Origin of the sequence: Emticicia sp. CRIBPO (assembly GCF_009905725.1) — a bacterium.
Classification (GTDB): domain Bacteria; phylum Bacteroidota; class Bacteroidia; order Cytophagales; family Spirosomataceae; genus Leadbetterella.
On the sequence record NZ_JAAAKV010000003.1, the window covers coordinates 227,260 to 247,098 of the forward strand.

Here is a 19,839-nt window from a genome sequence, read left to right on the forward strand (position 1 = left end):
ATGAGAAACTTTTTTCTTCAATGGCTGATTGCCTTTTCTTTTGCAGGAATGGCTTCTGCCCAGCAGGGCAAGGTTTATGACAACCTGACGCTTCCCAGCAAAATTTTAAACGGAGACCGTAAATATGCCGTTTATCTACCCGCTGATTACGAAACTTCAAAGAGAAATTACCCGGTGTTGTATCTTCTGCACGGAGGAGGCGATGATCAGACGGGTTGGGTACAGTTTGGTGAGGTAAAACAAATCGCTGATAAAGCCATTGCGGATGGTACTTCGGCCTCGATGATCATCGTGATGCCCGACGCCAATACCGGTGTTCGCGGCTATTTCAATGATGTACGTGGAAAATGGAATTACGAAGATTTTTTCTTTAAGGAATTCATGCCATTCATCGAAAAAACTTACAGAACCAAGCCTGAAAAGCTCTACAGGGCCATTGCCGGGCTTTCTATGGGTGGAGGTGGTACATTTATGTATGCCCTTCGTCATCCTGAATTGTTTTCGACGGCCTGCCCGCTGAGTGCCTCTGCCGGACCCGTGGATCTGAAAGACGCGGATGTCAGGTTAAAAAGGACCATCCCTGATGCTACAGAAGAGGAAGTAAAAAAATACTACGAAACCCAGAATGCCCTCATCCTGGTTAATAATATGCCGGATGCTCAGAAAAAAGCCATCAGATGGTATATTGACTGTGGGGACGACGATTTCCTGTTTGAAATGAATTCCCTGATTCACATTGCCATGCGTAAAAAGGAAATACCACACGAGTTTAGAATAAGAGAGGGCGGGCATACCTGGACTTACTGGCGGACAGCCCTGCCAACCGTGCTTTCTTTTGTTTCAGCGTCTTTCAGGGGATCCTGAAAAGTCCGGATTGTTGAAACCGGATTATGGATGGATACAATACCCTCCCCGGAGATTACTTAAAATATTGAAGAACTTACAGATGGATAACAACAAAGAAATATATTTTCAGGAAGTTTTAAAATCAAAGCTATTACCCGCCATCACTTTCGCGGATGCCTCACATGCTCTACCTGTTGCAGAAGCACTGCTGAAGGCGGGATTAAAAGTAATGGAAGTTCCTTTCCGTACCAATGAAGCTGAAAAAGCCATTACCGCTATCAGGAACAATTTCCCGGAGATGAAAGTAGGAGCGGGGACGTTGCTCAAGCCGGAACAGATCCGGCAGGCGATAGACGCCGGAGCCGAATTCGGCTTAAGTCCGGGTTTTAATCCTTCGGTAGGCCGGGCGGCACTCGATCATGATTTTCCATTTATCCCCGGAGTTATGACACCCTCTGAAATAGAACTTTCCTATGAAATGGGCTATAGTGTCTTAAAGCTGTTTCCTGCCGGACAGGTCGGAGGCATCTCGTTTCTGAATGCCATGAAAGGACCTTATGCCCAGTTGAATTTAAAATTTATTCCTATGGGAGGGGTAAATCCCGGAAATATAAGGGAATACACAGGTCTGAAAAATGTGATTGCTGTAGGAGGAAGCTGGCTGGTGACTGAGAAATTAATGTCTGAAAAGAATTATGAACAGATATATCAGCATGTGAAGGAGGCTTTGGAATTGATCGGGTAAAATGATAATGTTCGTGAAGCGACTGTGTTGAAAAATTTGACTCTTTAATAATGGATATATTGATAATCTTACGCGTTTCACAATTCTGTTTTTAAGCCGGCGAGTATAATACATCCCATTTCTTATTTCCATTTTTTACCTGCAACTCCGTCAATTTTTTATTAATTTTCGAAAAAATACGCCGTCATTTCTGAATAAATCTTTAACCACCTGGTTATCAGTGAAGCGTCAGGCTGCGGCAACAGGTTATGGAACACCAGGATAACAGGCTCAGGACCGTCAATGTAACAAGATATGTCACTCCGCTTCGTGAGGGGGGCTCTTTGCCTGCCCTGGCAGAAGCCGATGATGAGTTTTTGTATGTTCTTAAATTCAGAGGGGCAGGGCAGGGTGTTAAGGCCCTGATTGCCGAGCTGATAGGCGGAGAAATTGCCAGAGCCCTGGGACTGAGAATTCCGGAAATCGTCTTTGCTAACCTGGATGAGGCCTTTGGCCGCTCAGAAGCCGATGAAGAAATCCAGGATTTGCTGCAATCCAGCAAAGGCCTTAACCTGGCCATGCATTACCTGTCAGGAGCCATTACTTTTGACCCTGTGGTTTATAAAATTGACCCCTTGCTGGCTTCGCAGATTGTCTGGCTCGACTGCCTGCTTACCAATGTGGACCGCACGGCACGCAACACCAATATGCTTTTCTGGCACAAAGAACTCTGGTTGATTGACCACGGAGCCTCCCTTTATTTTCATCATTCGTGGGACAATTGGGAAGAACAATCCAAAAGAGCCTTCGCCCAGGTCAAAGATCATGTTTTACTACCCTATGCTTCTGAATTGGAAGCGGTCAATATCAAATTCAAAAGCATTCTGACTCCCGACCTGATCAATTCTATTGTGGCTTTGGTGCCTGACCAATGGCTGGAAGATGAATCCCTTGAAGAGTTGCCGTTTGTTCGCAGGCAGGTATATGCCCGTTTTCTGAATACCCGTATTTCTATATCTGATCATTTTGTAAAACAAGCACAGCATGCAAGAGAGTCACTTATATGAATATGCCGTCATCAGGGTGGTGCCAAGGGTGGAGCGGGAGGAATTCCTCAACGTCGGTGTGATATTGTACTGCCCGTCACAGTTTTTTCTTCATGCGGTTACAGAACTTGACCTCGAACGCCTCAGGATTTTCTCTGCAAAAGACGACGTGGAAGAATACGAAAAATACCTGCAGGCCATCAAATTGATCTGCAAAGGGGGCAAAGAGGGCGGTCAGATTGCTCAGTTGCCGCTCGCTTCCAGGTTCCGCTGGCTTACTGCTACCCGTAGTACGGTGGTTCAGATGTCGAAAGTACACCCCGGTTTTTGTAAAGATCCCAAACACAAACTGGACCAGCTGTTCAAAGAGCTGGTGCTTTAGTAATCCTCATTCTCTTCTTTTTCAAGAAAATCCATACTTTTTAATCCGCATTTATTATTTCTTCGTATGTAAAGCAGCAAGGGGTTTTATGCCGGTTTCAGACAGGCCAGAAATGCTTGCACAACATGTTTATTGACTCCAAACTCTAAACCATAAAAGACGTGAGATTATTTCTGATAACCCTCTTTGGGGTGATGACTCTGTTTATTACTTATGTCGTCATCACCACTTCTCTCGAAAGCAGCCTCTTTAAAGAATGGGATTATCTCGGGAGTATCCCCTGGATGAGAGCGACTCTCTGGGATTTTTACGCCAATGTCCTTGTCTTGAGTACCTGGGTGTGTTACAAAGAATCCAGACTCTGGAAAAAGGCCGTCTGGATCACATTGTTCTGCGTTTTGGGAAGTATCGCTACCTGCACTTACGTATTGATCCAGTTGCTGAATATCAAAGACGGCAAGCCTCTTAAAGCTGTGTTTACCCAAAAGAATTAAAAAATGAACAAGCTGATTGCCTTACCGCTACAATCTTTGGTCATCGTCTGCCTGGTGATGGCCCTTGCCTGGGTATGGGCCACAAAACTTAAAAACTATAGTATTGTAGATGCTTTCTGGGCCTTTAATTTCCTGATCGTTGCTGTATTCATATTCTTTATGGCCGATGGGCTGGCTACCAGGAAAAGCCTGGTGTTTTTCCTTTCAGCTTTGTGGAGTTTGCGTTTGGGCTGGCATCTGACCGGCAGGATATTCTCCCACATTCAGGAAGAAGAGGGGCGTTATAAACAATTACGTAAAGAATGGGCTGAAAATATTCATCTGAAATTCTTCCTGTTTTTTCAGGCCCAGGGTTTGAGCAACATCTGGCTTTGTATTCCTTTTTTCATCATTTCCCTGAATAAAAGTCAGGAGATCAGCCGGATCGAATGGCTTGGGGCAGGTCTTTGGTTGGTGTCTGTGACCGGCGAAGCCGTAGCTGATTGGCAACTGGCTCATTTTAAGAAAGATAAGTCCAATGCAGGGAAAGTTTGTGACAAAGGTCTCTGGTATTATTCCAGGCACCCCAATTACTTTTTTCAGCTGATGATCTGGGTAAGTGTTTTTATTTTCGCTTTGGCATCTCCTTTTGGCTGGTTAGCGATAATAAGCCCGTTATCAATTGCTTATCTCTTATTCAAAGTAACAGGAATTCCTTTGACGGAAGAGCAGTCGCTCAGGAGCAAGGGCAAAGCCTACGAAGTATATCAGCAGACTACGAGTCCTTTTATTCCGTGGTTTAAAACTAAAAATAAATAAAGATGTGGTATAACACTTGGTTAGAAAAAGACATGATTCCCGACTTCCTGATCAGGGCAGGAATCCGGAAGTTTCTCAGACAACGACTGAGAGATGAACATCAGGCTAATGCCGAATTGCAGCAAAAGCACTTTATGAAGCTGGTCGATGAACTGAAAAACTCACCGATCGCTATTAACACAGCAGATGCCAATGAGCAGCATTATGAAGTGCCGACTTCCTTTTATCAGTATTGTCTCGGCAAAAACCTGAAATACAGTTGCGGATACTGGCGTGATGGGGTGGTTGATCTGGATACTTCAGAAGAAGATATGTTGCGGTTAACCTGCGAAAGAGCCGGGCTGATCGATGGGCAAAATGTCCTTGAGCTGGGTTGCGGTTGGGGCTCGCTGTCCCTTTTTATGGCGGCAAGATACCCTGAAAGCCGCTTTACGGTGGTCTCCAATTCCAGGACACAGAAGATATTCATCGATGAAAGAGCCGCTGAGTTAAAACTGGATAACCTGACAGTAGTGACGGCAGATATGAATGAGTTTGATACTGAGCAGACTTTTGACCGCGTAGTTTCTGTGGAAATGTTTGAGCACATGAGAAATTACAGGTTGCTGATGAAAAAAGTGGCTTCCTGGTTAAATGCCGAGGGAAAACTGTTTGTACACATTTTCACCCACAGAACACTCGCTTATAAGTATGAAGTAGTGGACGAAACTGACTGGATGAGCAAATATTTCTTCAGCGGAGGAATAATGCCCAGTGACGATCTTCTTTTATACTTCAATGAAGACCTCAGCATCGAAAACCACTGGCAGCTTGACGGTACACATTATGCCAGGACCTCGGAGGCCTGGCTGAAGAACATGGATCAGCACAAAAAAGAAATCATGCCTTTGTTTGCCGCTACTTACGGTGCCGGAAACGCGACAAAATGGTGGGTTTACTGGAGGATTTTCTACATGTCCTGTGCTGAGCTCTGGAATTACAGAAACGGCGAAGAGTGGATCGTAAGTCACTATTTATTTAATAAGAAATGATTAAACTGGTTTATGCTGCCATTTTGTTTCTGCTGTCCCTGATGGTCATCTTCAGGGCACCGGTTTATTTTTTGTGGCTGGCAGATGTGGCCATCACCAGTTTTCCTTTCATTTTCATAGGGCTTTCACTTTTCGGTTTCGTTTCAGGCCTGTGGGTTTCAAAATACCAGGGTCTGGTGCTTATCCTGAGTTTCAGCAGTCTGATTTTTTTCACACTTCCTTTATTCGTGAGTTTGTGGGGAGCTTCCACAATCTATACTGAAATGAAAAAGGTTTTTCCTTCAAAATCCGGAGAATCATCCATCAGCCTGACGAGGATGTTTTCCAGGGCTCCGAATGATAAGTTCGAATCCATGGTTTACAAACAAACTCCCGAACTGACCCTGGATTTTTACCGCTCCATTTCGTCAGAACCTTCACCTTTAATCCTCGTTATTCATGGCGGGTCATGGCAAAGTGGCGACAGCCGGCAATTACCTGAATTGAACACCTATCTGTCATGGAAAGGCTATCATGTGGCCGCTATCAATTACCGGCTTGCTCCTGAATATAAATCTCCCGCACCTGTGGAAGATACCCGTCAGGCCATTGATTTTCTGAAGAAGAACGCCGGAAAACTGAATATTGACACCACCTCCATAGTCATCCTGGGGCGTTCAGCCGGAGCTCAGATTGGCCTCACTGCGGCCTACAGCCAATCCATTCCAGGAGTAAAAGGCGTTATTTCTTTTTATGGCCCGGCTGATATGGTGTGGGGAGGACAAATAAAAGTAAACAAATGGGTGCTTGACACCGACAAAATATATAAAAACTACTTTGGAGGAAATTACAATGAAGTCCCTGGTAAATTCAAAGAGAGTTCAGCCTGCGAATATGTCAGTAAAAACGCTCCTCCGACACTCATTATTCACGGAACAAACGACCCGCTCGTTTCTTTCGATCACGGACACCGCCTCCGTAAAAAACTCAACGAAGCAGGTGTCAGAAACTATTTCCTTAAGCTTCCTCTTGCCACGCATGGCTGTGATTATAACATTAATGGTCCCTATGGTCAGCTTACCACCAGGGCAGTAGAAAACTTTATCAATTCAGTAACATGGAAAAAATAGCCATCATCGGAACAGGCATCGCCGGAATGGGTTGTGCTCATTTATTGAAAGATCAGTATGACCTGACAATTTACGAGCAGAATGACTACATCGGCGGCCATACCAACACCATCACCGTAGCAGAGGGCGACGGTGAAGTACACATGGATACAGGCTTTATGGTATTCAATTATGAGACCTACCCGAATTTATGCAGGTTGTTTAAAGAAATCAATGCCCCGGTGAAGAAATCGGACATGTCTTTTAGTGTACAATACCTGCCCTCAGGTCTGGAGTACTGCGGATCAGGAATAGCAGGGTTATTTGCCCAGAAGAGAAATATCGTGAACCTGTCTTACATCAGGATGTTGCTGCAGATTTCGAGGTTCAATAAAGACGCAGTCAGAATCATTCACAATCCGGCGTATGAAAATCATTCTCTGAGAGATTTCATTGATGAATTCGGTTTCAGCGAAGATATGCTCTGGAAATACCTCATTCCGATGAGTGCGGCTGTTTGGTCAGCCCCGATGGAGTCTATGCTTGATTTTCCCGCGGTAACACTGATCAGATTCTTTAAAAATCATGGTTTTTTAGGGTTGGATACCCAGCACCAGTGGTATACTTTGCACAAAGGCAGTCAGTCATATAAAGAGCTGCTGATCAAACCGTTCAAAGACAGGATACAGGTGGGGAATGCTGTTTTTAAAGTAGAACGTAGAGCCGGGAAAGCCATTGTTTACTCCCGGAACGGTGAACCCGGATTCTTTGATAAAGTCATTTTCGCCAGTCATGCCGATCAGGCACTGAATATGCTTGCTCATCCTACAGAGTCGGAAAAACAACTGCTGAGGGCATTCAAATACCAGAAAAACCTGGCTACGGTTCACACGGATGAGTCAGTAATGCCCGTAAACAGGAAGGTATGGAGCAGTTGGAATTACCGTGTGGAGGAGAAAGACGAAAAGCTGATGCCCAGCACGATTTACTGGATGAACAGACTCCAGGGCGTTTCTGAAAAAAAGAATTATTTCGTATCTATCAATGCCGTGCCGGGAAGCATCGACGAATCAAAAGTCATCCGTGAAATAGCATATGAACACCCGCTTTTTGATGTCCCCGCAGTAGCCGCTCAGAAAGAATTATACACGTTGAATGAAAACGGCCCCATTTATTTCTGCGGCAGCTATTTCAGATACGGTTTTCATGAGGATGCCTATGCCAGTGCCGTGCAGCTTTGTAAAACACTGAAAGATGAACAGTTGTCTCTATAAGGCCAGGGTCATGCATCACCGGTACTCTCCCAGGGAACACCGGTTTCATTATGGTGTCTACATGTTTTATGTTGACCTGGATGAACTGGGCATGCTGCAAAAAAAGCTGTGGATGTTCAGCCTCAACCGTTTCAATTTTTTCAGTTTCAGAGATAAAGAACACCTGCAGCTGACTGAAAACGATTCAAAAACCACGAAAGAACAATTGCTGGGCTATCTGGCTGCGAATAATATTGACCTGGGTAAAGGCCGGGTAATGTTGCTCACTAATATGAACGTGCTGGGTTATAACTTTAATCCAGTGTCTTTTTACTTTTGCTTTGACCAGGATAATCAGCCCGTTTGCTGCGTGGCGGAGGTTCATAATACTTTTGGAGAAATGAAACCATACCTGGCAGGAAAAGAACATTTATCGGGCAACAAATTTCGTCTCGAAACAAAGAAATTCTTTTATGTTTCCCCCTTTATTGACCACGATACCGATTTTGACTTCGATTTGCCGCTCCCCGGAGAAAAGCTGAGAATAAAAATTGATGACTATCAGGGCGGGAGGCGTTTTTTCTCCAGTACGCTCACCGGTAATGCGAAGCCGCTGACTAACAGTAATTTGTTGCTCTACAGCATTCGTTTTCCATTCATCACCCTCAAAATAATCTTTCTGATTCATTGGCAGGCCATGTTGCTGTGGCTAAAAAAAATACCCTATCACAAGAAATCGGAAAACCAGAATTTGCAAAAAGACGTATATAAAAAATATGAATTGAGGTAAAATATAACAGCATTGATCATGGCAACCGCATCTACAGTACTGGTCTCTACCCGGAGAGGATTTTTCGAAAAAACGATAATTAATTTATTGTCAGCCATGCCCTATGGCAGACTTGAAGTGACGTTTCCCGATGGTGAAACGCAGACTTTTGGCAACGGAGAAGGCAGTGTATCTGCTCATATCAGGATAAATAATACAGACTTTTTTAAAAGAGTCATTTTGTACGGAGATATCGGTTTCGGTGAAGCCTACGTAGACGGAGACTGGGATACCGATAACATCACCCACGTGTTGAAATGGTTTATGCTGAACATTGAAAAAACACCCGGAGTTTCCGGCAGCCGCGTTAAATCCCTGGGCCTTAACCTGCTGAAACTGATCAATAAGGTTTCTCATCTTAAGAACAGCAATACGATTTCGGGATCAAGAAAGAATATCGCCGCCCATTATGACCTTAATAATGACTTCTTCTCATTGTTCCTGGACGCTACTATGACCTATTCATCCGCTTATTTTGTCAGAGAGGGGATGACATTGGAGCAGGCCCAGGAGGCAAAATATGAAAGACTGTGTCGTCAGTTGAACCTCCAATCCAAAGACCATGTGCTTGAAATCGGGAGCGGATGGGGCGGTAATGCCATTTATATGGCTAAAAACTATGGATGCAGGGTCACAACCCTCACCATTTCGCAGGAACAGTTTAACCTCGCTCAGGATAGAATCAAATCAGAAGGACTGTCTGATAAAATCACCGTATTGATGCAGGATTATCGTACCATGACCGGGGTTTTCGACAAGATCGTTTCCATTGAAATGATTGAAGCGGTAGGGCATGAGTTTCTTCAGGGCTATTTTAAAAAGTGCAACGAACTCCTGAAAAAGAACGGATTGTTGGCCATTCAGGCCATTACCTGTCCTGATTCCCGCTACGACAGCCTCAGGAAAGGAGTCGACTGGATACAGAAACACATTTTCCCCGGCTCTTTGCTGCCTTCTGTAGGAGCGATGAACAAAGCCGTGAATAAAACCGGGGATCTTACCCTGGTTGATCTTAAAGACCTTGGATTGGATTATGCCGCAACGCTGTCAGAGTGGAGGAAACAATTTGCCAGGAATTGGCAGGAAATTAACAAAATAGGCTTCGATGAAGCATTCGCCCGCAAATGGAATTATTATTTATGCTATTGCGAAGCCGCCTTTGCGATGCGAAACATCAATGTCATGCAGCTGGTTTATGCCAGACCCAATACCACTTCCCGGTAAAGGGCAGGGCTCTTAAACCATCTTGAGATGCTCTTTCAGCGAATCCAGTGTGCATTTGATGATAATGTCATAAAACGCAGAGGGATCGTTATCTGTCTGTACCTTTTCCAGGGCTTTGTAATATGCTATTCTGGATTCCTGGTCGCCTTTAAGTATCGCTACGGTATATCCGTTTTTTAGCAGGATGAAATTCATCAGAAGTCTGGAAGTACGCCCGTTCCCGTCAATAAACGGGTGGATACTTACCAGCCGCTCATGCATTTCAGCCGCAAGAATGACTGGATGCATGATTTTCTTCTGTTTTTCGTAATGGTTGAAATAATCTTCCATCATTTTTTCTATCAGGTAAGGTTGTGGAGGAACATGTTCACTGCCTGAAATCATCACCGGCACAGTCCTGTATTTTCCGGCGTTTTCAGTATCAATACTTTTCAGCACAAGCCGGTGAATATCCAGGAGGTTTCTCTTGTTTATTTCTTCACGACCGGACACCATGTCAATCATAAAATCAATGGCTTCAGCATGGTTAATGGCTTCCAGATGCTCCTTCATAGACTTTCCACTGATAGTAAACCCCTTATTGATAACGAGTTGGGTTTCCTGCAGGCTTAAGGTATTGCCTTCTATCCGGTTACTGTCATAGGTATATTTGATGTTGAAGTATTCCTGCATTTTTTGCAGCTGAATTCCTTTCAGCGGCTTTTCGCTCTGCCACTTTTCTTTCAGGTTGTCAATCAGCCATAGTTCATGTTGTTGGTCCAGGGTAAGTTTGGGAACATCAAACACGTCCTGCGATCTTAAATATTCGACCCGGGCCTCAGCCACCATCATAACCGATTGGAAATTAGCTTCATATCTGACCAGATTGACGATTTTTTCAACAAGCAGGTATTTGTTAAGCTCCTCAATATCCACCTCCAAGCCACTCGCAATCTTTTTCAGGTGGTTTTCGGAAGGCGTTCTTTTGCTGTTTTCGTATTTGGAGAGCAGGGCCTGGTCAATACCGGTCAGGCCACTGACCTCAACGATCGTCAGTTTCTTTTCTTTCCTGAAGGCCTTCAGAGCTTTCCCCAGATTATCTTCCATATTTTTGATATATATTATCATGACAAAATTAGTCATATTTTTTGGATTTACAATTTTTTCTCATATTTGTTCAATGGATAATATTAACAAAGAGATTTTACTGGAGATAATTAAAGTACAGATGCCTTTCGGAAAATACAAAGGCACCAAATTGTGTGATTTACCGGTAAGTTACCTGGAGTGGTTTAGCAGGCAGGGCGGTTTTCCTCCCGGAAAACTGGGAATGCAGCTGTCTACAGTATATGAAATAAAAATCAATGGTCTAGAAGAGATCATCTGGAAACTCAAAAAGCTAAACCCTTAAACCGGGTGGCCTGATCTTTATATTCGCTGGGTGATATTTTTTTCTTTTTCTTGAAAATTCTGCAGAAGTAAGAAAAGCTGTTGAATCCGCTCGCGAGATAGGCTTCTTTAACACTGCTTTTAGGGTCTTTCAGTAAGCTTTCGGCTATTTTGAGCCGTTCTTCAATAATAAAATCATTGGGAGAAGACCCCAGTTCGTTTTTGAAAATTCTGTAAAAATTGGATTCACTCATGTAAACTTTCTCACTCAGGTGTTCTATGCTCAGGTGCTCCGTAATATTATTCCTGATATAGTTGATCACAAAAGTCAGTCTTTCGCTGTTATGCTCCGCTTCTGATTTTTTCAGGATCATGCTTTTGTTCTCAGTCTGTAAAATCCTGATGATCAGTTCCTGTATCAGGAAATCCGAAAAAATATCCTTGGAGGGATGATTCTCTGTAAAAATGAAGATAAGCCGCTGCAATATCTGGGTGATGGCTATGTCGTTGGTAAAGTGGAAGTTATAATCCGTCATATTCCACAGTTCCCCGTTTGACTTCGGTGACCTTTCATTCATCACATCCACAATCTGCTTCAGTTTTGAATCCGAAAAAGCCAGGGCAAGGCATTGCGTGGGGTTTTGCTCACCAGCTTCAGGGAAGTCGATTCTCATGACTTCATTAGACGGCAGGACAACCGATTCCCCAGGCAGAAATCCGAAGGGCTGAATGTCGTTAAGGTGCATCACTTTTTTACCTTTGATCATACTCGCCAGCACAGGCTCGCTGAACTTGAGGTAAACCTGCTCTGCTCTTTTATGCGTCTCAAAAATATTCAGTTCAGCATGGTTCAGGGTATGGATAGTCCTGTTTTCTACCAGGTTCTCCAGTTTACGGTTGTTATAAAAATCCCTGTTTAAGTCTATCATAGCTACCTTGTTATTGATATTAAACTTACTGTTTATAAATATATTATCAAAAAATTGTACTAAATAAATTCAGGATTGGCTGTAAAAAAGTAGGATCGTTCAACACACTTGAAGAAATGTTCAATCACAATGCAGGAAAATGAAACAGCTGTAGAGAAATGTGCTACAAAATATGAATATATATGGATTTGTTTGTATCAAATTAATTTATCAATCTTAAAATCATTTGAAATATGTCATCAGTAGCAATGGATGTTGAGAATTTGGTACAAAAACCATCTTTTAAAACACAATATGAAAACTTCATTGGTGGTAAATGGGTAGCTCCTGTCAAAGGCCAGTATTTTGAAAATGTATCTCCCGTTGACGGGGCAATATTTACCCAGGTGGCCAGGTCAACAGAAGAAGATATTAACCTGGCGATAGATGCCGCATGGCAGGCCGCACCAAAATGGAACACTTCATCAGCCACTGAAAGGAGCAATATCCTTTTGAAAATTGCGGATATCCTGGAGAAAAATCTTGAGCTGCTGGCCAGGGTTGAAACCTGGGACAACGGAAAAGCGATCCGTGAGACCCGTGCCGCCGATTTGCCTCTGGCTATCGATCATTTCAGGTATTTTGCCGGAGTCATCAGGGCAGAAGAAGGAGCCGCTTCGGAACTGGATGCCAATACTGTTTCTCTGACCATCCTTGAGCCCCTGGGTGTGGTAGGTCAGATCATCCCGTGGAATTTTCCGATCCTGATGGCCACCTGGAAAATTGCCCCGGCACTGGCCGCAGGCAACTGCGTGGTGCTGAAACCCGCTGAGCAAACCCCTGTGAGCATACTTGTGCTGGCAGAACTGATCCAGGACGTACTGCCTGCGGGTGTATTGAATATCGTCAACGGATTCGGAATTGAGGCCGGCAAACCCCTTGCCTCAAGCCCGAGGATTAATAAAATAGCTTTTACAGGCGAAACTACCACAGGTCAGCTGATCATGCAATACGCCTCTAAAAACATCATTCCGGTAACACTGGAACTGGGAGGTAAATCGCCGAATATATTCTTCAAAAGTGTGATGGATGCTGATGACGCGTTTTTTGATAAGTGCCTTGAAGGTGCTTCCATGTTTGCCCTTAACCAGGGTGAAATCTGCACCTGTCCTTCAAGAATCCTCGTGGATGAGTCTATTTATGATGCCTTCATTGAGCGGGTAGTAGAGAGGGTTAAAGCCGTCAGATTAGGCCATCCGCTTGATCCTCAGACCATGATGGGTGCCCAGGCTTCCAATGACCAGTATGAGAAAATACTGAACTACATCGAAATCGGTAAGGAAGAAGGAGCAGAAGTGCTCACAGGGGGAGCTGCCGCCTACAACGAAGGACTCGAAGGTGGGTATTATATCCAGCCGACCATCTTCAGGGGAAACAACAAAATGAGAATTTTCCAGGAAGAGATTTTCGGACCGGTGGTTTGCGTTACTACTTTCAAAACGGAAGAAGAAGCGATTGAGATCGCAAACGATACCTTATACGGACTTGGGGCAGGGGTCTGGACAAGAGACACCCACCAGGCTTACCAGGTTTCAAGGGCCATCAAAGCAGGCAGGGTCTGGGTCAATTGCTATCATGCCTACCCGGCTCACGCACCGTTCGGAGGGTATAAAAAATCAGGTATCGGCAGGGAAACACACAAAATGATGCTGGCACATTATCGTCAGGCCAAAAACATGCTGATTTCGTACGATAAGAACAAACTGGGGTTTTTCTAAGAATTAAACAAGCAGGGGAGTGGTGACGCTCCCCTGGTTACATAAAATATGGTAAATAGGGTATTGGTCACAGAAGCTGCGGCAGAAGTAATAGACAAACTGAGGGAAGAAAACGGGCCGCTGATGTTTCATCAGAGCGGCGGTTGTTGTGACGGATCATCTCCTATGTGTTTTGAGGTAGGGGAGTTGATGATCAACGAAACGGATAAGCTGCTAGGAAATATACACGGATGCGACTTCTACATGTCTAATGACCAGTTTGAGTACTGGAAACACACCCAGCTGACAGTAGACGTGGTAAAAGGAAGAGGGGCGAGTTTCTCATTGGAGATTCCGATGGGACTCAGGTTTGTGATTAAATCCAGGTTGTTTTCTGAGCAGGAGTCCGTTGAGCTGGAAGGATAAAACCCCACGATTTTCAAATGATTGGCTCACTGAAAAAACAAAACCCCGCAATCATTGACTGCGGGGTTTTACAAAGGTTTTTGTGAAGAATCTGACAGATAAAATATCTGTCGTTGATCTTTCTTAATTATTTAGGAGTGGCAGTACGCTTCACTTCCGTCGCAATTTCGAAAGGTTTCTCAATAGTTTCTTTTCCGGTGTTTACTACAAAAGTGTAGTTTCCGTCCGGAAGACTTGATAAATCATAAACTTTACTGAAAACTTCAGTTTTGTTTACATATTCAGTGTGAAGGATTTCTCCGCCTGAATTTTTGATAGATATATATGATTTACCCTGAAGATTGTCTACTGTCAATTTGAATTTCAAACCGTCTAATGTTTTAACGTTCAGGTCGCTGTTAATGCTTGCTGAAAGATCTACAATTTTAAGACCGTTGTTTGCTACGCTTACGTTTGCAGCTGATACTCCCATCAGGACTGCGATTACTAAAAATGATTTTTTCATAATTTTCTTTGTTTTGTTTTCTTTTGGAAAAATTAATAGAAATTTAACTTTAAAATTCTTGGTTTAACACCGCTTAATTTTTGTTCCTCTGAAAACCTTTGTTGATGCAAACTTACATAAGATATTGAATACGTGTCAACTATAAAACAGTGGTCAAATGAAAGTTCATTCCACGATCCTACGTTAATCTTGAAAAAATACCATGGTTATGGGAATAGTGCAACAAGTCGTTCAAAAGATGCAATGGTATATTTAAAAGGGCCATTTCCCGGAATAGTACAGTTTTTATATTTTCATAGGATAAGGAAATCAGATAGGTAAAATCATTATTAGAATAGTTATATGGTAGATTTTGTGGGTTTAGCTTTTCAGATATCCTGAACATGTTTTTACGGAATATCGGGGGAACTTTATCCGATTTTTATAACAATTTGAGGCTCGGGAATAATGATTTAAAACCCTGATCTCCTTAACTTGCTTCCTGATCAATTAAAGATTTCATAATTAGCATGGAAGAAAAACTGGAAGATGCCCATAAATTCAAACTCTGGAAAAAGAACATCCTGGGTAACGGACTTAAAATCAATAACATTGAAGAGGTGTACAGCAGGAAAAGATACAACGGAGAAGTGCTTTTCTCACTCCTGATGCTGGACGCGGAGACTCCGGAAGGGGACAAGATTCCTCCGATATGTTTTCTGAAAGGCGAGGTGGTGTGTGTTTTGGTGGTTTTGATTGACAGGGCGACAGCTCAGAAGTATCTTCTTTTGGTGAAGCAGCGGAGAATCGCGGAAGGCGGCTACACTTATGAGCATCCGGCGGGTATGGTCGACGGCACACAGACGCCGCTTGAGATCGCCGTTCAGGAAGTCCGCGAAGAAACGGGCATTCACATTACAGAAAGCCAGTTAATTAACCTTTCTCCTGATAAAAGGCTTTTTCCCAGCACAGGAACCAGTGACGAGGCCATGTATTTATATTTTTGTGAAATAGAGCTGCCTTCTGAAGAAATACAGGCTTTCGAGGATAAAAATATGGGAACAGATTATGAATTTGAGCGGATTACCACCCATGTTTTTCCGTTTGAGGAAGGCCACAGGCTGATTAACAATACCAACGGTCTGCTGCTTGATTACCTCTACCTGACTTATGTGGAAGACTGGGCTTCACTGAAAAAACTTAAATCATAAAAAAAGGCCCTCTTCCGGGCCTCTTTTATTTTATGCAATACTCATCTGAAGTATCTTTTCCACTTCATCCGGGCCGATATCAGCATGCTCTCCGAACTTCATGCCTCTTTTAGCAAAACGGTCTTTTATCTTCAGAATACTCTCCTGGTCTATGCCATAATGAGAGGCCCTGGTCGGAAGACCCAGGGTTTCATAGAATTCAATCGTTTTTTGAATAGCGGCTTCGGCCAGTTCATCATCAGATCCGCTCAGGTCCCAGACTCTTCTGGCGTATTGAATCAGTTTACCTTTTTTATCTTCTTTTTTGAACGAAAGCAGATGCGGTAATACCACAGCAAGGGTTCTGGCGTGGTCGATGCCGTGAAAGGCTGTCAGCTCATGCCCGATCTGGTGCGTAGCCCAGTCTGTGGGTGTCCCCAGGTTAATCCAGCCGTTAAGTGCCACGGTGGCAGCCCACATAAAATTGGCCCTTGACTCATAGTCTTCCGGGTTCTGAATGGTTTTCGGAGCTGTTTCTATCAGCGTTTTCATGATCGATTCTGCAAATCTGTCCTGGATTTCCGCATTAACGGGATAGGTCAGGTATTGTTCCATCACATGTGTAAAAGCATCTGCAAGGCCGTTCGCAACCTGTTTTTCCGGCAGTGAGAAAGTCGTTTCAGGGTCCAGTACAGAAAACTTCGGGAACAGTAGCGGATTGCTCATGCCTCTTTTTTCGTGGGTGTCCATTTTGGAGATCACCGCCACCGGGTTCATTTCAGAGCCAGTAGCCGGCAAGGTCAGAACAGAGCCCAGGGCAAGGGCCTTGCTATATTTTGTTTTGTTCAGGACAATATTGGTCCATTCATCACCGCCCTCGAAAGGAATGGCTGCTGCTATGAACTTTGAACCGTCCAATACAGAACCACCACCTACAGCGAGAATGAAATCAACCTTTTCGGATCTTCCCAGCTCTACAGCCTTCATCAGGGTCTCGAAATATGGGTTAGCTTCAATACCTCCGAACTCTATAATAGTGTATCCTTTTAAAGCCTTGATGACCTGGTCGTAGACCCCGTTTTTGAAAATGCTGCCGCCCCCGTAAGTAAGCAATATCCTGGCATCAGCAGGTATCTGTTTGGGAAGCACAGAGATCTGCCCTTTGCCGAAAAGAATTTTTACGGGATTATAATAAGCAAAATTTGAAAACATATCGTTAAATTTATATTTATATCCATTCAACATGTTTAAGACCGCTTTGGTTTATTAAATAATCAGTTAATTATAGTGAGATGAGCTATTGTATTTTCTGTAAAAACTTACCGGAGGACAACGTCCACAAAGTGTATCATGATACTGAGTATGGCTTTCCGTTAGAAGCAGACAATGAGTTGTTCGGCAGGTTAATCCTGGAAATCAACCAGGCGGGCATTTCCTGGGAGATTATTCTTAAAAAGAAAGAAGGATTCAGAAAAGCCTATGACAACTTCGATATTGATATTATTTCAACCTATGAAGCTTACGACTTTGAACGTCTGATGCAGGATTCGTCCATCATCCGGAATAAGCTGAAAATCGGAGCTGCAATTCACAACGCCAAAGTCATCAAAGGTCTGCAGGAAGAATTCGGTTCTTTTAAAAACTGGATAGACGATCTTCACCCGCTTACTAAAGAAGAATGGGTGAAAATATTTAAGAAGAAGTTTAAATTTACCGGAGGAGAAATTGTCAATTCATTTCTGATGAGCATCGGGTATCTCCCTGGAGCCCATGACCCTGACTGTGAGATTTATTTTAAAACCATGAAATTGTAACACTGATATCAGATTAAAAATAAACAGCTATGGCAGATATACAAACCAAACCTACTGCGGTCAGCCCGGACGAATTTATTGATAAACTGGAAAACGAACGGAGAAAATCGGATGCAAAAGAACTGATCCGTATTTTCAGGGAAGTAACCGGCGAAGAAGCGGTCATGTGGGGGCCGGCGATTATCGGTTTCGGGACCACCCATTATAAATATGAAAGCGGCTGGGAAGGCGATATGCCCAAAGCTGGCTTTTCCCCCCGTAAACAAAGCTTGTCATTGTACCTCTCTTCTGATTATCCTGAATACGAGGATTTGCTGTCGAGGCTCGGCAAACATAAAAAGGCGGTTTCGTGTCTGTATCTGAATAAACTGAGCGACGCCGACCCGGAAATTCTCAGGCAGATGATTTCCATAGGATTTAAAAGCGAATCTGATAAATGCGGATAAACGAAAAAAGCCGGCTTAGCCGGCTTTTTTCGTTATAAATTGGTCCGGAGTTGGAAATAGATATAATTATAGTAATTGTCCTTTCTCCGTCGTCCTTTCTCCGTTTACCTTCATCAGATCAACTTCCAACCCTCACGGTAGTTTCTGTTGACAAACTGGTTGGCATCGTCGAAGTTCGTGATCTTCATGTTCGTGCCATCCCAAAGCAACTTCTTACGTCCGTCATATTTGAAGCCGTTACCTGCCGCAGTTCTTAAGCCGTAGCTTCTGATCGCCAGGTTACCCATCAATACCGTCTCAGTAAGAGGACCTGAATAATCAAATGATGACGTCAGGGCTTTGTGTTTTGAGTTACCGAAACCATCTTTGATTGCTTCAACCCATGAAGTCTGGTGACCGTATTCAGGAAGCGTTTCGTTTTTGTTCTTGGTTTTATAATCCTTCGGCATTTCAAGTTTACCGCCTTTGTTAAGGTAAACTTTAGGAACCAGACCGTAAGTACCGCACGTCATGATACCTTTAGAACCGATCATCATTACACCGTTGGCACTGCCTTCTTCTCCGATAGATTCGTCAGCAGGGATAAGATCCGGGTGGAATGGTCTGATACCACCGTCCGACCAGATCATTTTGATTTCTTTTTTGTTCTTTTTGCTCGCAGGGAACTTCAACTGTACATGTGACGACGGAGGACATCCTTCAGGGATGAATTCCGGCTGCCAGTCTTTGGTAAATACCTGTCCTACACTACATTCCACTTCAGTTGGATAGCCAAGTTCAAGTACTCTGAACGGTGGGTCAATCAGGTGACAGCCCATATCGCCAAGAGCACCGGTACCGAAGTTCCACCAGCCTCTCCATTTGAACGGGTGATATAACGGGTGGTAATCCACATAATCAGCAGGTCCGATAAAAAGATCCCAGTTTTCTTTGCTCATTGAAGGCGGAAGCTCTGGTTTTCCGGTCGGAACAGGGATACCTTGCGGCCATACCGGGCGGTTGGTCCATACATAAACGGTGTCAACGGTACCGATAAGTCCTTTGTTGAACCACTCGATCATTTGTTGCTGACCCGGGTTTGAAGCACCCTGGTTACCCATTTGGGTTACCAGTTTGTATTTACGGGCAGCTTCAGTCAACTGACGGGTTTCGTAAATATTATGGGTTAGAGGTTTTTGAACATAAACGTGTTTTCCGGCCTGCATGGCGGTCATGGCTGCAATACCGTGAACGTGATCGGGAGTTGAAATAGTCACTGCATCAATATCTCCTTTCATCTGCTCAAACATCACCCTGAAATCGCTGAAAACTTTGGCGTTAGGGAATTTTTTTATAGCTCTTGCAGCCTGGTTGGTGTCAACATCACACAGGGCAACCACGTTTTCGGCTCCGTTATTCCAGGCATTGCTGATATCACCGAAACCTTTTCCTCCGGCACCGATAGAGGCCAGGTTGAGCTTGTCGCTCGGAGCCTTGAAACCTTTGCCAAGGACGTGGCGGGGAACTATAAAAAATGAGCCGGCAGCGAATAAACCGGTCTTAATAAAATCTCTTCTACTGTTATCAGGTGTTTGTTTTTCCATAGAGATATTTGATTGAATAATAATTGGTACAATAATACTTTTTTATGTTAATATTTTAAAATTTTTTACAATATAAATTAGAAAACAAACACATCCTGCAGGTGTCTGCAGCAACGGTTTAGTAAATGTATGCGGGTGATTGCCGGCG

The 19,839-nt window shown here is 43.7% G+C and carries 22 protein-coding genes; 17 read left to right on the forward strand and 5 right to left on the reverse strand.

What is annotated here, in order from left to right:
• From GVN16_RS07805 to GVN16_RS07855, 11 genes are all read left to right on the forward strand, one after another.
• Window positions 1–864 carry an esterase family protein gene (locus tag GVN16_RS07805; RefSeq protein WP_166563304.1) on the forward strand — a complete coding sequence of 288 codons (864 nt, stop codon included), beginning with the start codon at window positions 1–3 and terminating at the stop codon, window positions 862–864.
• Window positions 865–931: 67 nt separating this feature from the next.
• Complete coding sequence (locus tag GVN16_RS07810; protein WP_166563305.1) at window positions 932–1,591, forward strand: bifunctional 4-hydroxy-2-oxoglutarate aldolase/2-dehydro-3-deoxy-phosphogluconate aldolase; 660 nt, start codon at window positions 932–934, stop codon at window positions 1,589–1,591.
• A 248-nt stretch (window positions 1,592–1,839) separates the two neighbouring features.
• Window positions 1,840–2,637 carry a HipA family kinase gene (locus GVN16_RS07815; protein ID WP_166563306.1) on the forward strand — a complete coding sequence of 266 codons (798 nt, stop codon included), beginning with the start codon at window positions 1,840–1,842 and terminating at the stop codon, window positions 2,635–2,637.
• Entirely contained in the window at window positions 2,615–2,998 is a 384-nt protein-coding gene (locus GVN16_RS07820; protein WP_166563307.1) for a DUF3037 domain-containing protein, read from the forward strand. The genes GVN16_RS07815 and GVN16_RS07820 overlap by 23 nt, the downstream gene beginning before the upstream one ends.
• Before the next feature lie 161 nt (window positions 2,999–3,159).
• Complete coding sequence (locus GVN16_RS07825) at window positions 3,160–3,492, forward strand: DUF1475 family protein (protein WP_166563308.1); 333 nt, start codon at window positions 3,160–3,162, stop codon at window positions 3,490–3,492.
• A gap of 3 nt (window positions 3,493–3,495) precedes the next feature.
• The gene (locus tag GVN16_RS07830; RefSeq protein WP_166563309.1) at window positions 3,496–4,290 is read left to right on the forward strand and encodes a DUF1295 domain-containing protein; all 795 of its coding nucleotides are present in this window, start codon (window positions 3,496–3,498) and stop codon (window positions 4,288–4,290) included.
• Window positions 4,291–4,292: 2 nt separating this feature from the next.
• Entirely contained in the window at window positions 4,293–5,321 is a 1,029-nt protein-coding gene (locus tag GVN16_RS07835; RefSeq protein WP_166563310.1) for a cyclopropane-fatty-acyl-phospholipid synthase family protein, read from the forward strand.
• A complete protein-coding gene (locus tag GVN16_RS07840; RefSeq protein WP_166563311.1) occupies window positions 5,318–6,430 on the forward strand; it encodes an alpha/beta hydrolase in 1,113 nt (370 codons plus the stop codon). Before GVN16_RS07835 ends, GVN16_RS07840 begins: the two co-directional genes overlap by 4 nt.
• On the forward strand, window positions 6,418–7,683 hold the full coding sequence (locus GVN16_RS07845) for an NAD(P)/FAD-dependent oxidoreductase (protein WP_166563312.1): 1,266 nt from the start codon (window positions 6,418–6,420) through the stop codon (window positions 7,681–7,683). The genes GVN16_RS07840 and GVN16_RS07845 overlap by 13 nt, the downstream gene beginning before the upstream one ends.
• Window positions 7,664–8,452 carry a DUF1365 domain-containing protein gene (locus tag GVN16_RS07850; RefSeq protein WP_166563313.1) on the forward strand — a complete coding sequence of 263 codons (789 nt, stop codon included), beginning with the start codon at window positions 7,664–7,666 and terminating at the stop codon, window positions 8,450–8,452. Before GVN16_RS07845 ends, GVN16_RS07850 begins: the two co-directional genes overlap by 20 nt.
• Window positions 8,453–8,470: 18 nt before the next feature.
• A complete protein-coding gene (locus tag GVN16_RS07855) occupies window positions 8,471–9,715 on the forward strand; it encodes a cyclopropane-fatty-acyl-phospholipid synthase family protein (protein ID WP_166563314.1) in 1,245 nt (414 codons plus the stop codon).
• 12 nt (window positions 9,716–9,727) lie between these two features.
• Here the strand turns inward: GVN16_RS07855 and GVN16_RS07860 are convergent, their stop codons facing one another.
• Entirely contained in the window at window positions 9,728–10,801 is a 1,074-nt protein-coding gene (locus GVN16_RS07860) for a Fic family protein (RefSeq protein WP_166563315.1), read from the reverse strand.
• Window positions 10,802–10,874: 73 nt separating this feature from the next.
• On the opposite strand from GVN16_RS07860, the gene GVN16_RS07865 reads away from it, so the two are divergent.
• Window positions 10,875–11,105: a DUF3820 family protein gene (locus GVN16_RS07865; protein ID WP_205748812.1), complete on the forward strand. Its 231-nt coding sequence runs from the start codon at window positions 10,875–10,877 to the stop codon at window positions 11,103–11,105.
• On the opposite strand, the gene GVN16_RS07870 is transcribed toward GVN16_RS07865, so the two are convergent.
• Window positions 11,086–12,012 (reverse strand): AraC family transcriptional regulator, encoded by a 927-nt coding sequence (locus GVN16_RS07870; RefSeq protein WP_166563316.1) that lies wholly within the window; start codon window positions 12,010–12,012, stop codon window positions 11,086–11,088. The two genes, GVN16_RS07865 and GVN16_RS07870, sit on opposite strands and share 20 nt — an antisense overlap.
• A 233-nt stretch (window positions 12,013–12,245) precedes the next feature.
• Between GVN16_RS07870 and GVN16_RS07875 the strand changes: the two genes are divergently transcribed.
• A complete protein-coding gene (locus GVN16_RS07875; RefSeq protein ID WP_166563317.1) occupies window positions 12,246–13,769 on the forward strand; it encodes an aldehyde dehydrogenase family protein in 1,524 nt (507 codons plus the stop codon).
• Between the two features lie 48 nt (window positions 13,770–13,817).
• On the forward strand, window positions 13,818–14,174 hold the full coding sequence (locus GVN16_RS07880; protein WP_166563318.1) for a DUF779 domain-containing protein: 357 nt from the start codon (window positions 13,818–13,820) through the stop codon (window positions 14,172–14,174).
• Window positions 14,175–14,301: 127 nt separating this feature from the next.
• On the opposite strand, the gene GVN16_RS07885 is transcribed toward GVN16_RS07880, so the two are convergent.
• Window positions 14,302–14,679 (reverse strand): DUF4388 domain-containing protein, encoded by a 378-nt coding sequence (locus tag GVN16_RS07885; RefSeq protein ID WP_166563319.1) that lies wholly within the window; start codon window positions 14,677–14,679, stop codon window positions 14,302–14,304.
• 509 nt (window positions 14,680–15,188) lie between these two features.
• Between GVN16_RS07885 and GVN16_RS07890 the strand changes: the two genes are divergently transcribed.
• Window positions 15,189–15,869, forward strand: coding sequence for an NUDIX hydrolase (locus GVN16_RS07890; RefSeq protein WP_166563320.1), 681 nt, complete (start codon window positions 15,189–15,191; stop codon window positions 15,867–15,869).
• A 30-nt stretch (window positions 15,870–15,899) separates the two neighbouring features.
• On the opposite strand, the gene GVN16_RS07895 is transcribed toward GVN16_RS07890, so the two are convergent.
• Window positions 15,900–17,060 carry an iron-containing alcohol dehydrogenase gene (locus tag GVN16_RS07895; RefSeq protein WP_166563321.1) on the reverse strand — a complete coding sequence of 387 codons (1,161 nt, stop codon included), beginning with the start codon at window positions 17,058–17,060 and terminating at the stop codon, window positions 15,900–15,902.
• An 80-nt stretch (window positions 17,061–17,140) separates the two neighbouring features.
• On the opposite strand from GVN16_RS07895, the gene GVN16_RS07900 reads away from it, so the two are divergent.
• Window positions 17,141–17,662 carry a DNA-3-methyladenine glycosylase I gene (locus GVN16_RS07900; protein WP_166563322.1) on the forward strand — a complete coding sequence of 174 codons (522 nt, stop codon included), beginning with the start codon at window positions 17,141–17,143 and terminating at the stop codon, window positions 17,660–17,662.
• A 29-nt stretch (window positions 17,663–17,691) separates the two neighbouring features.
• Complete coding sequence (locus GVN16_RS07905; RefSeq protein WP_166563323.1) at window positions 17,692–18,108, forward strand: DUF1801 domain-containing protein; 417 nt, start codon at window positions 17,692–17,694, stop codon at window positions 18,106–18,108.
• 113 nt (window positions 18,109–18,221) lie between these two features.
• Here the strand turns inward: GVN16_RS07905 and GVN16_RS07910 are convergent, their stop codons facing one another.
• Window positions 18,222–19,691 (reverse strand): Gfo/Idh/MocA family protein, encoded by a 1,470-nt coding sequence (locus tag GVN16_RS07910; RefSeq protein ID WP_166563324.1) that lies wholly within the window; start codon window positions 19,689–19,691, stop codon window positions 18,222–18,224.
• Between the last annotated feature and the right edge of the window lie 148 nt (window positions 19,692–19,839).

Coding starts and splice junctions, on each gene's coding strand:
- GVN16_RS07805 (WP_166563304.1), top strand. CDS start 1: ATGAGAAACTTTTTTCTTCAATGGCTGATTGCCTTTTCTTTTGCAGGA.
- GVN16_RS07815 (WP_166563306.1), top strand. CDS start 1,840: ATGGAACACCAGGATAACAGGCTCAGGACCGTCAATGTAACAAGATAT.
- GVN16_RS07820 (WP_166563307.1), top strand. CDS start 2,615: ATGCAAGAGAGTCACTTATATGAATATGCCGTCATCAGGGTGGTGCCA.
- GVN16_RS07830 (WP_166563309.1), top strand. CDS start 3,496: ATGAACAAGCTGATTGCCTTACCGCTACAATCTTTGGTCATCGTCTGC.
- GVN16_RS07835 (WP_166563310.1), top strand. CDS start 4,293: ATGTGGTATAACACTTGGTTAGAAAAAGACATGATTCCCGACTTCCTG.
- GVN16_RS07840 (WP_166563311.1), top strand. CDS start 5,318: ATGATTAAACTGGTTTATGCTGCCATTTTGTTTCTGCTGTCCCTGATG.
- GVN16_RS07845 (WP_166563312.1), top strand. CDS start 6,418: ATGGAAAAAATAGCCATCATCGGAACAGGCATCGCCGGAATGGGTTGT.
- GVN16_RS07850 (WP_166563313.1), top strand. CDS start 7,664: ATGAACAGTTGTCTCTATAAGGCCAGGGTCATGCATCACCGGTACTCT.
- GVN16_RS07855 (WP_166563314.1), top strand. CDS start 8,471: ATGGCAACCGCATCTACAGTACTGGTCTCTACCCGGAGAGGATTTTTC.
- GVN16_RS07860 (WP_166563315.1), bottom strand. CDS start 10,801: ATGGAAGATAATCTGGGGAAAGCTCTGAAGGCCTTCAGGAAAGAAAAG.
- GVN16_RS07865 (WP_205748812.1), top strand. CDS start 10,875: ATGGATAATATTAACAAAGAGATTTTACTGGAGATAATTAAAGTACAG.
- GVN16_RS07870 (WP_166563316.1), bottom strand. CDS start 12,012: ATGATAGACTTAAACAGGGATTTTTATAACAACCGTAAACTGGAGAAC.
- GVN16_RS07875 (WP_166563317.1), top strand. CDS start 12,246: ATGTCATCAGTAGCAATGGATGTTGAGAATTTGGTACAAAAACCATCT.
- GVN16_RS07880 (WP_166563318.1), top strand. CDS start 13,818: ATGGTAAATAGGGTATTGGTCACAGAAGCTGCGGCAGAAGTAATAGAC.
- GVN16_RS07885 (WP_166563319.1), bottom strand. CDS start 14,679: ATGAAAAAATCATTTTTAGTAATCGCAGTCCTGATGGGAGTATCAGCT.
- GVN16_RS07890 (WP_166563320.1), top strand. CDS start 15,189: ATGGAAGAAAAACTGGAAGATGCCCATAAATTCAAACTCTGGAAAAAG.
- GVN16_RS07895 (WP_166563321.1), bottom strand. CDS start 17,060: ATGTTTTCAAATTTTGCTTATTATAATCCCGTAAAAATTCTTTTCGGC.
- GVN16_RS07900 (WP_166563322.1), top strand. CDS start 17,141: ATGAGCTATTGTATTTTCTGTAAAAACTTACCGGAGGACAACGTCCAC.
- GVN16_RS07905 (WP_166563323.1), top strand. CDS start 17,692: ATGGCAGATATACAAACCAAACCTACTGCGGTCAGCCCGGACGAATTT.
- GVN16_RS07910 (WP_166563324.1), bottom strand. CDS start 19,691: ATGGAAAAACAAACACCTGATAACAGTAGAAGAGATTTTATTAAGACC.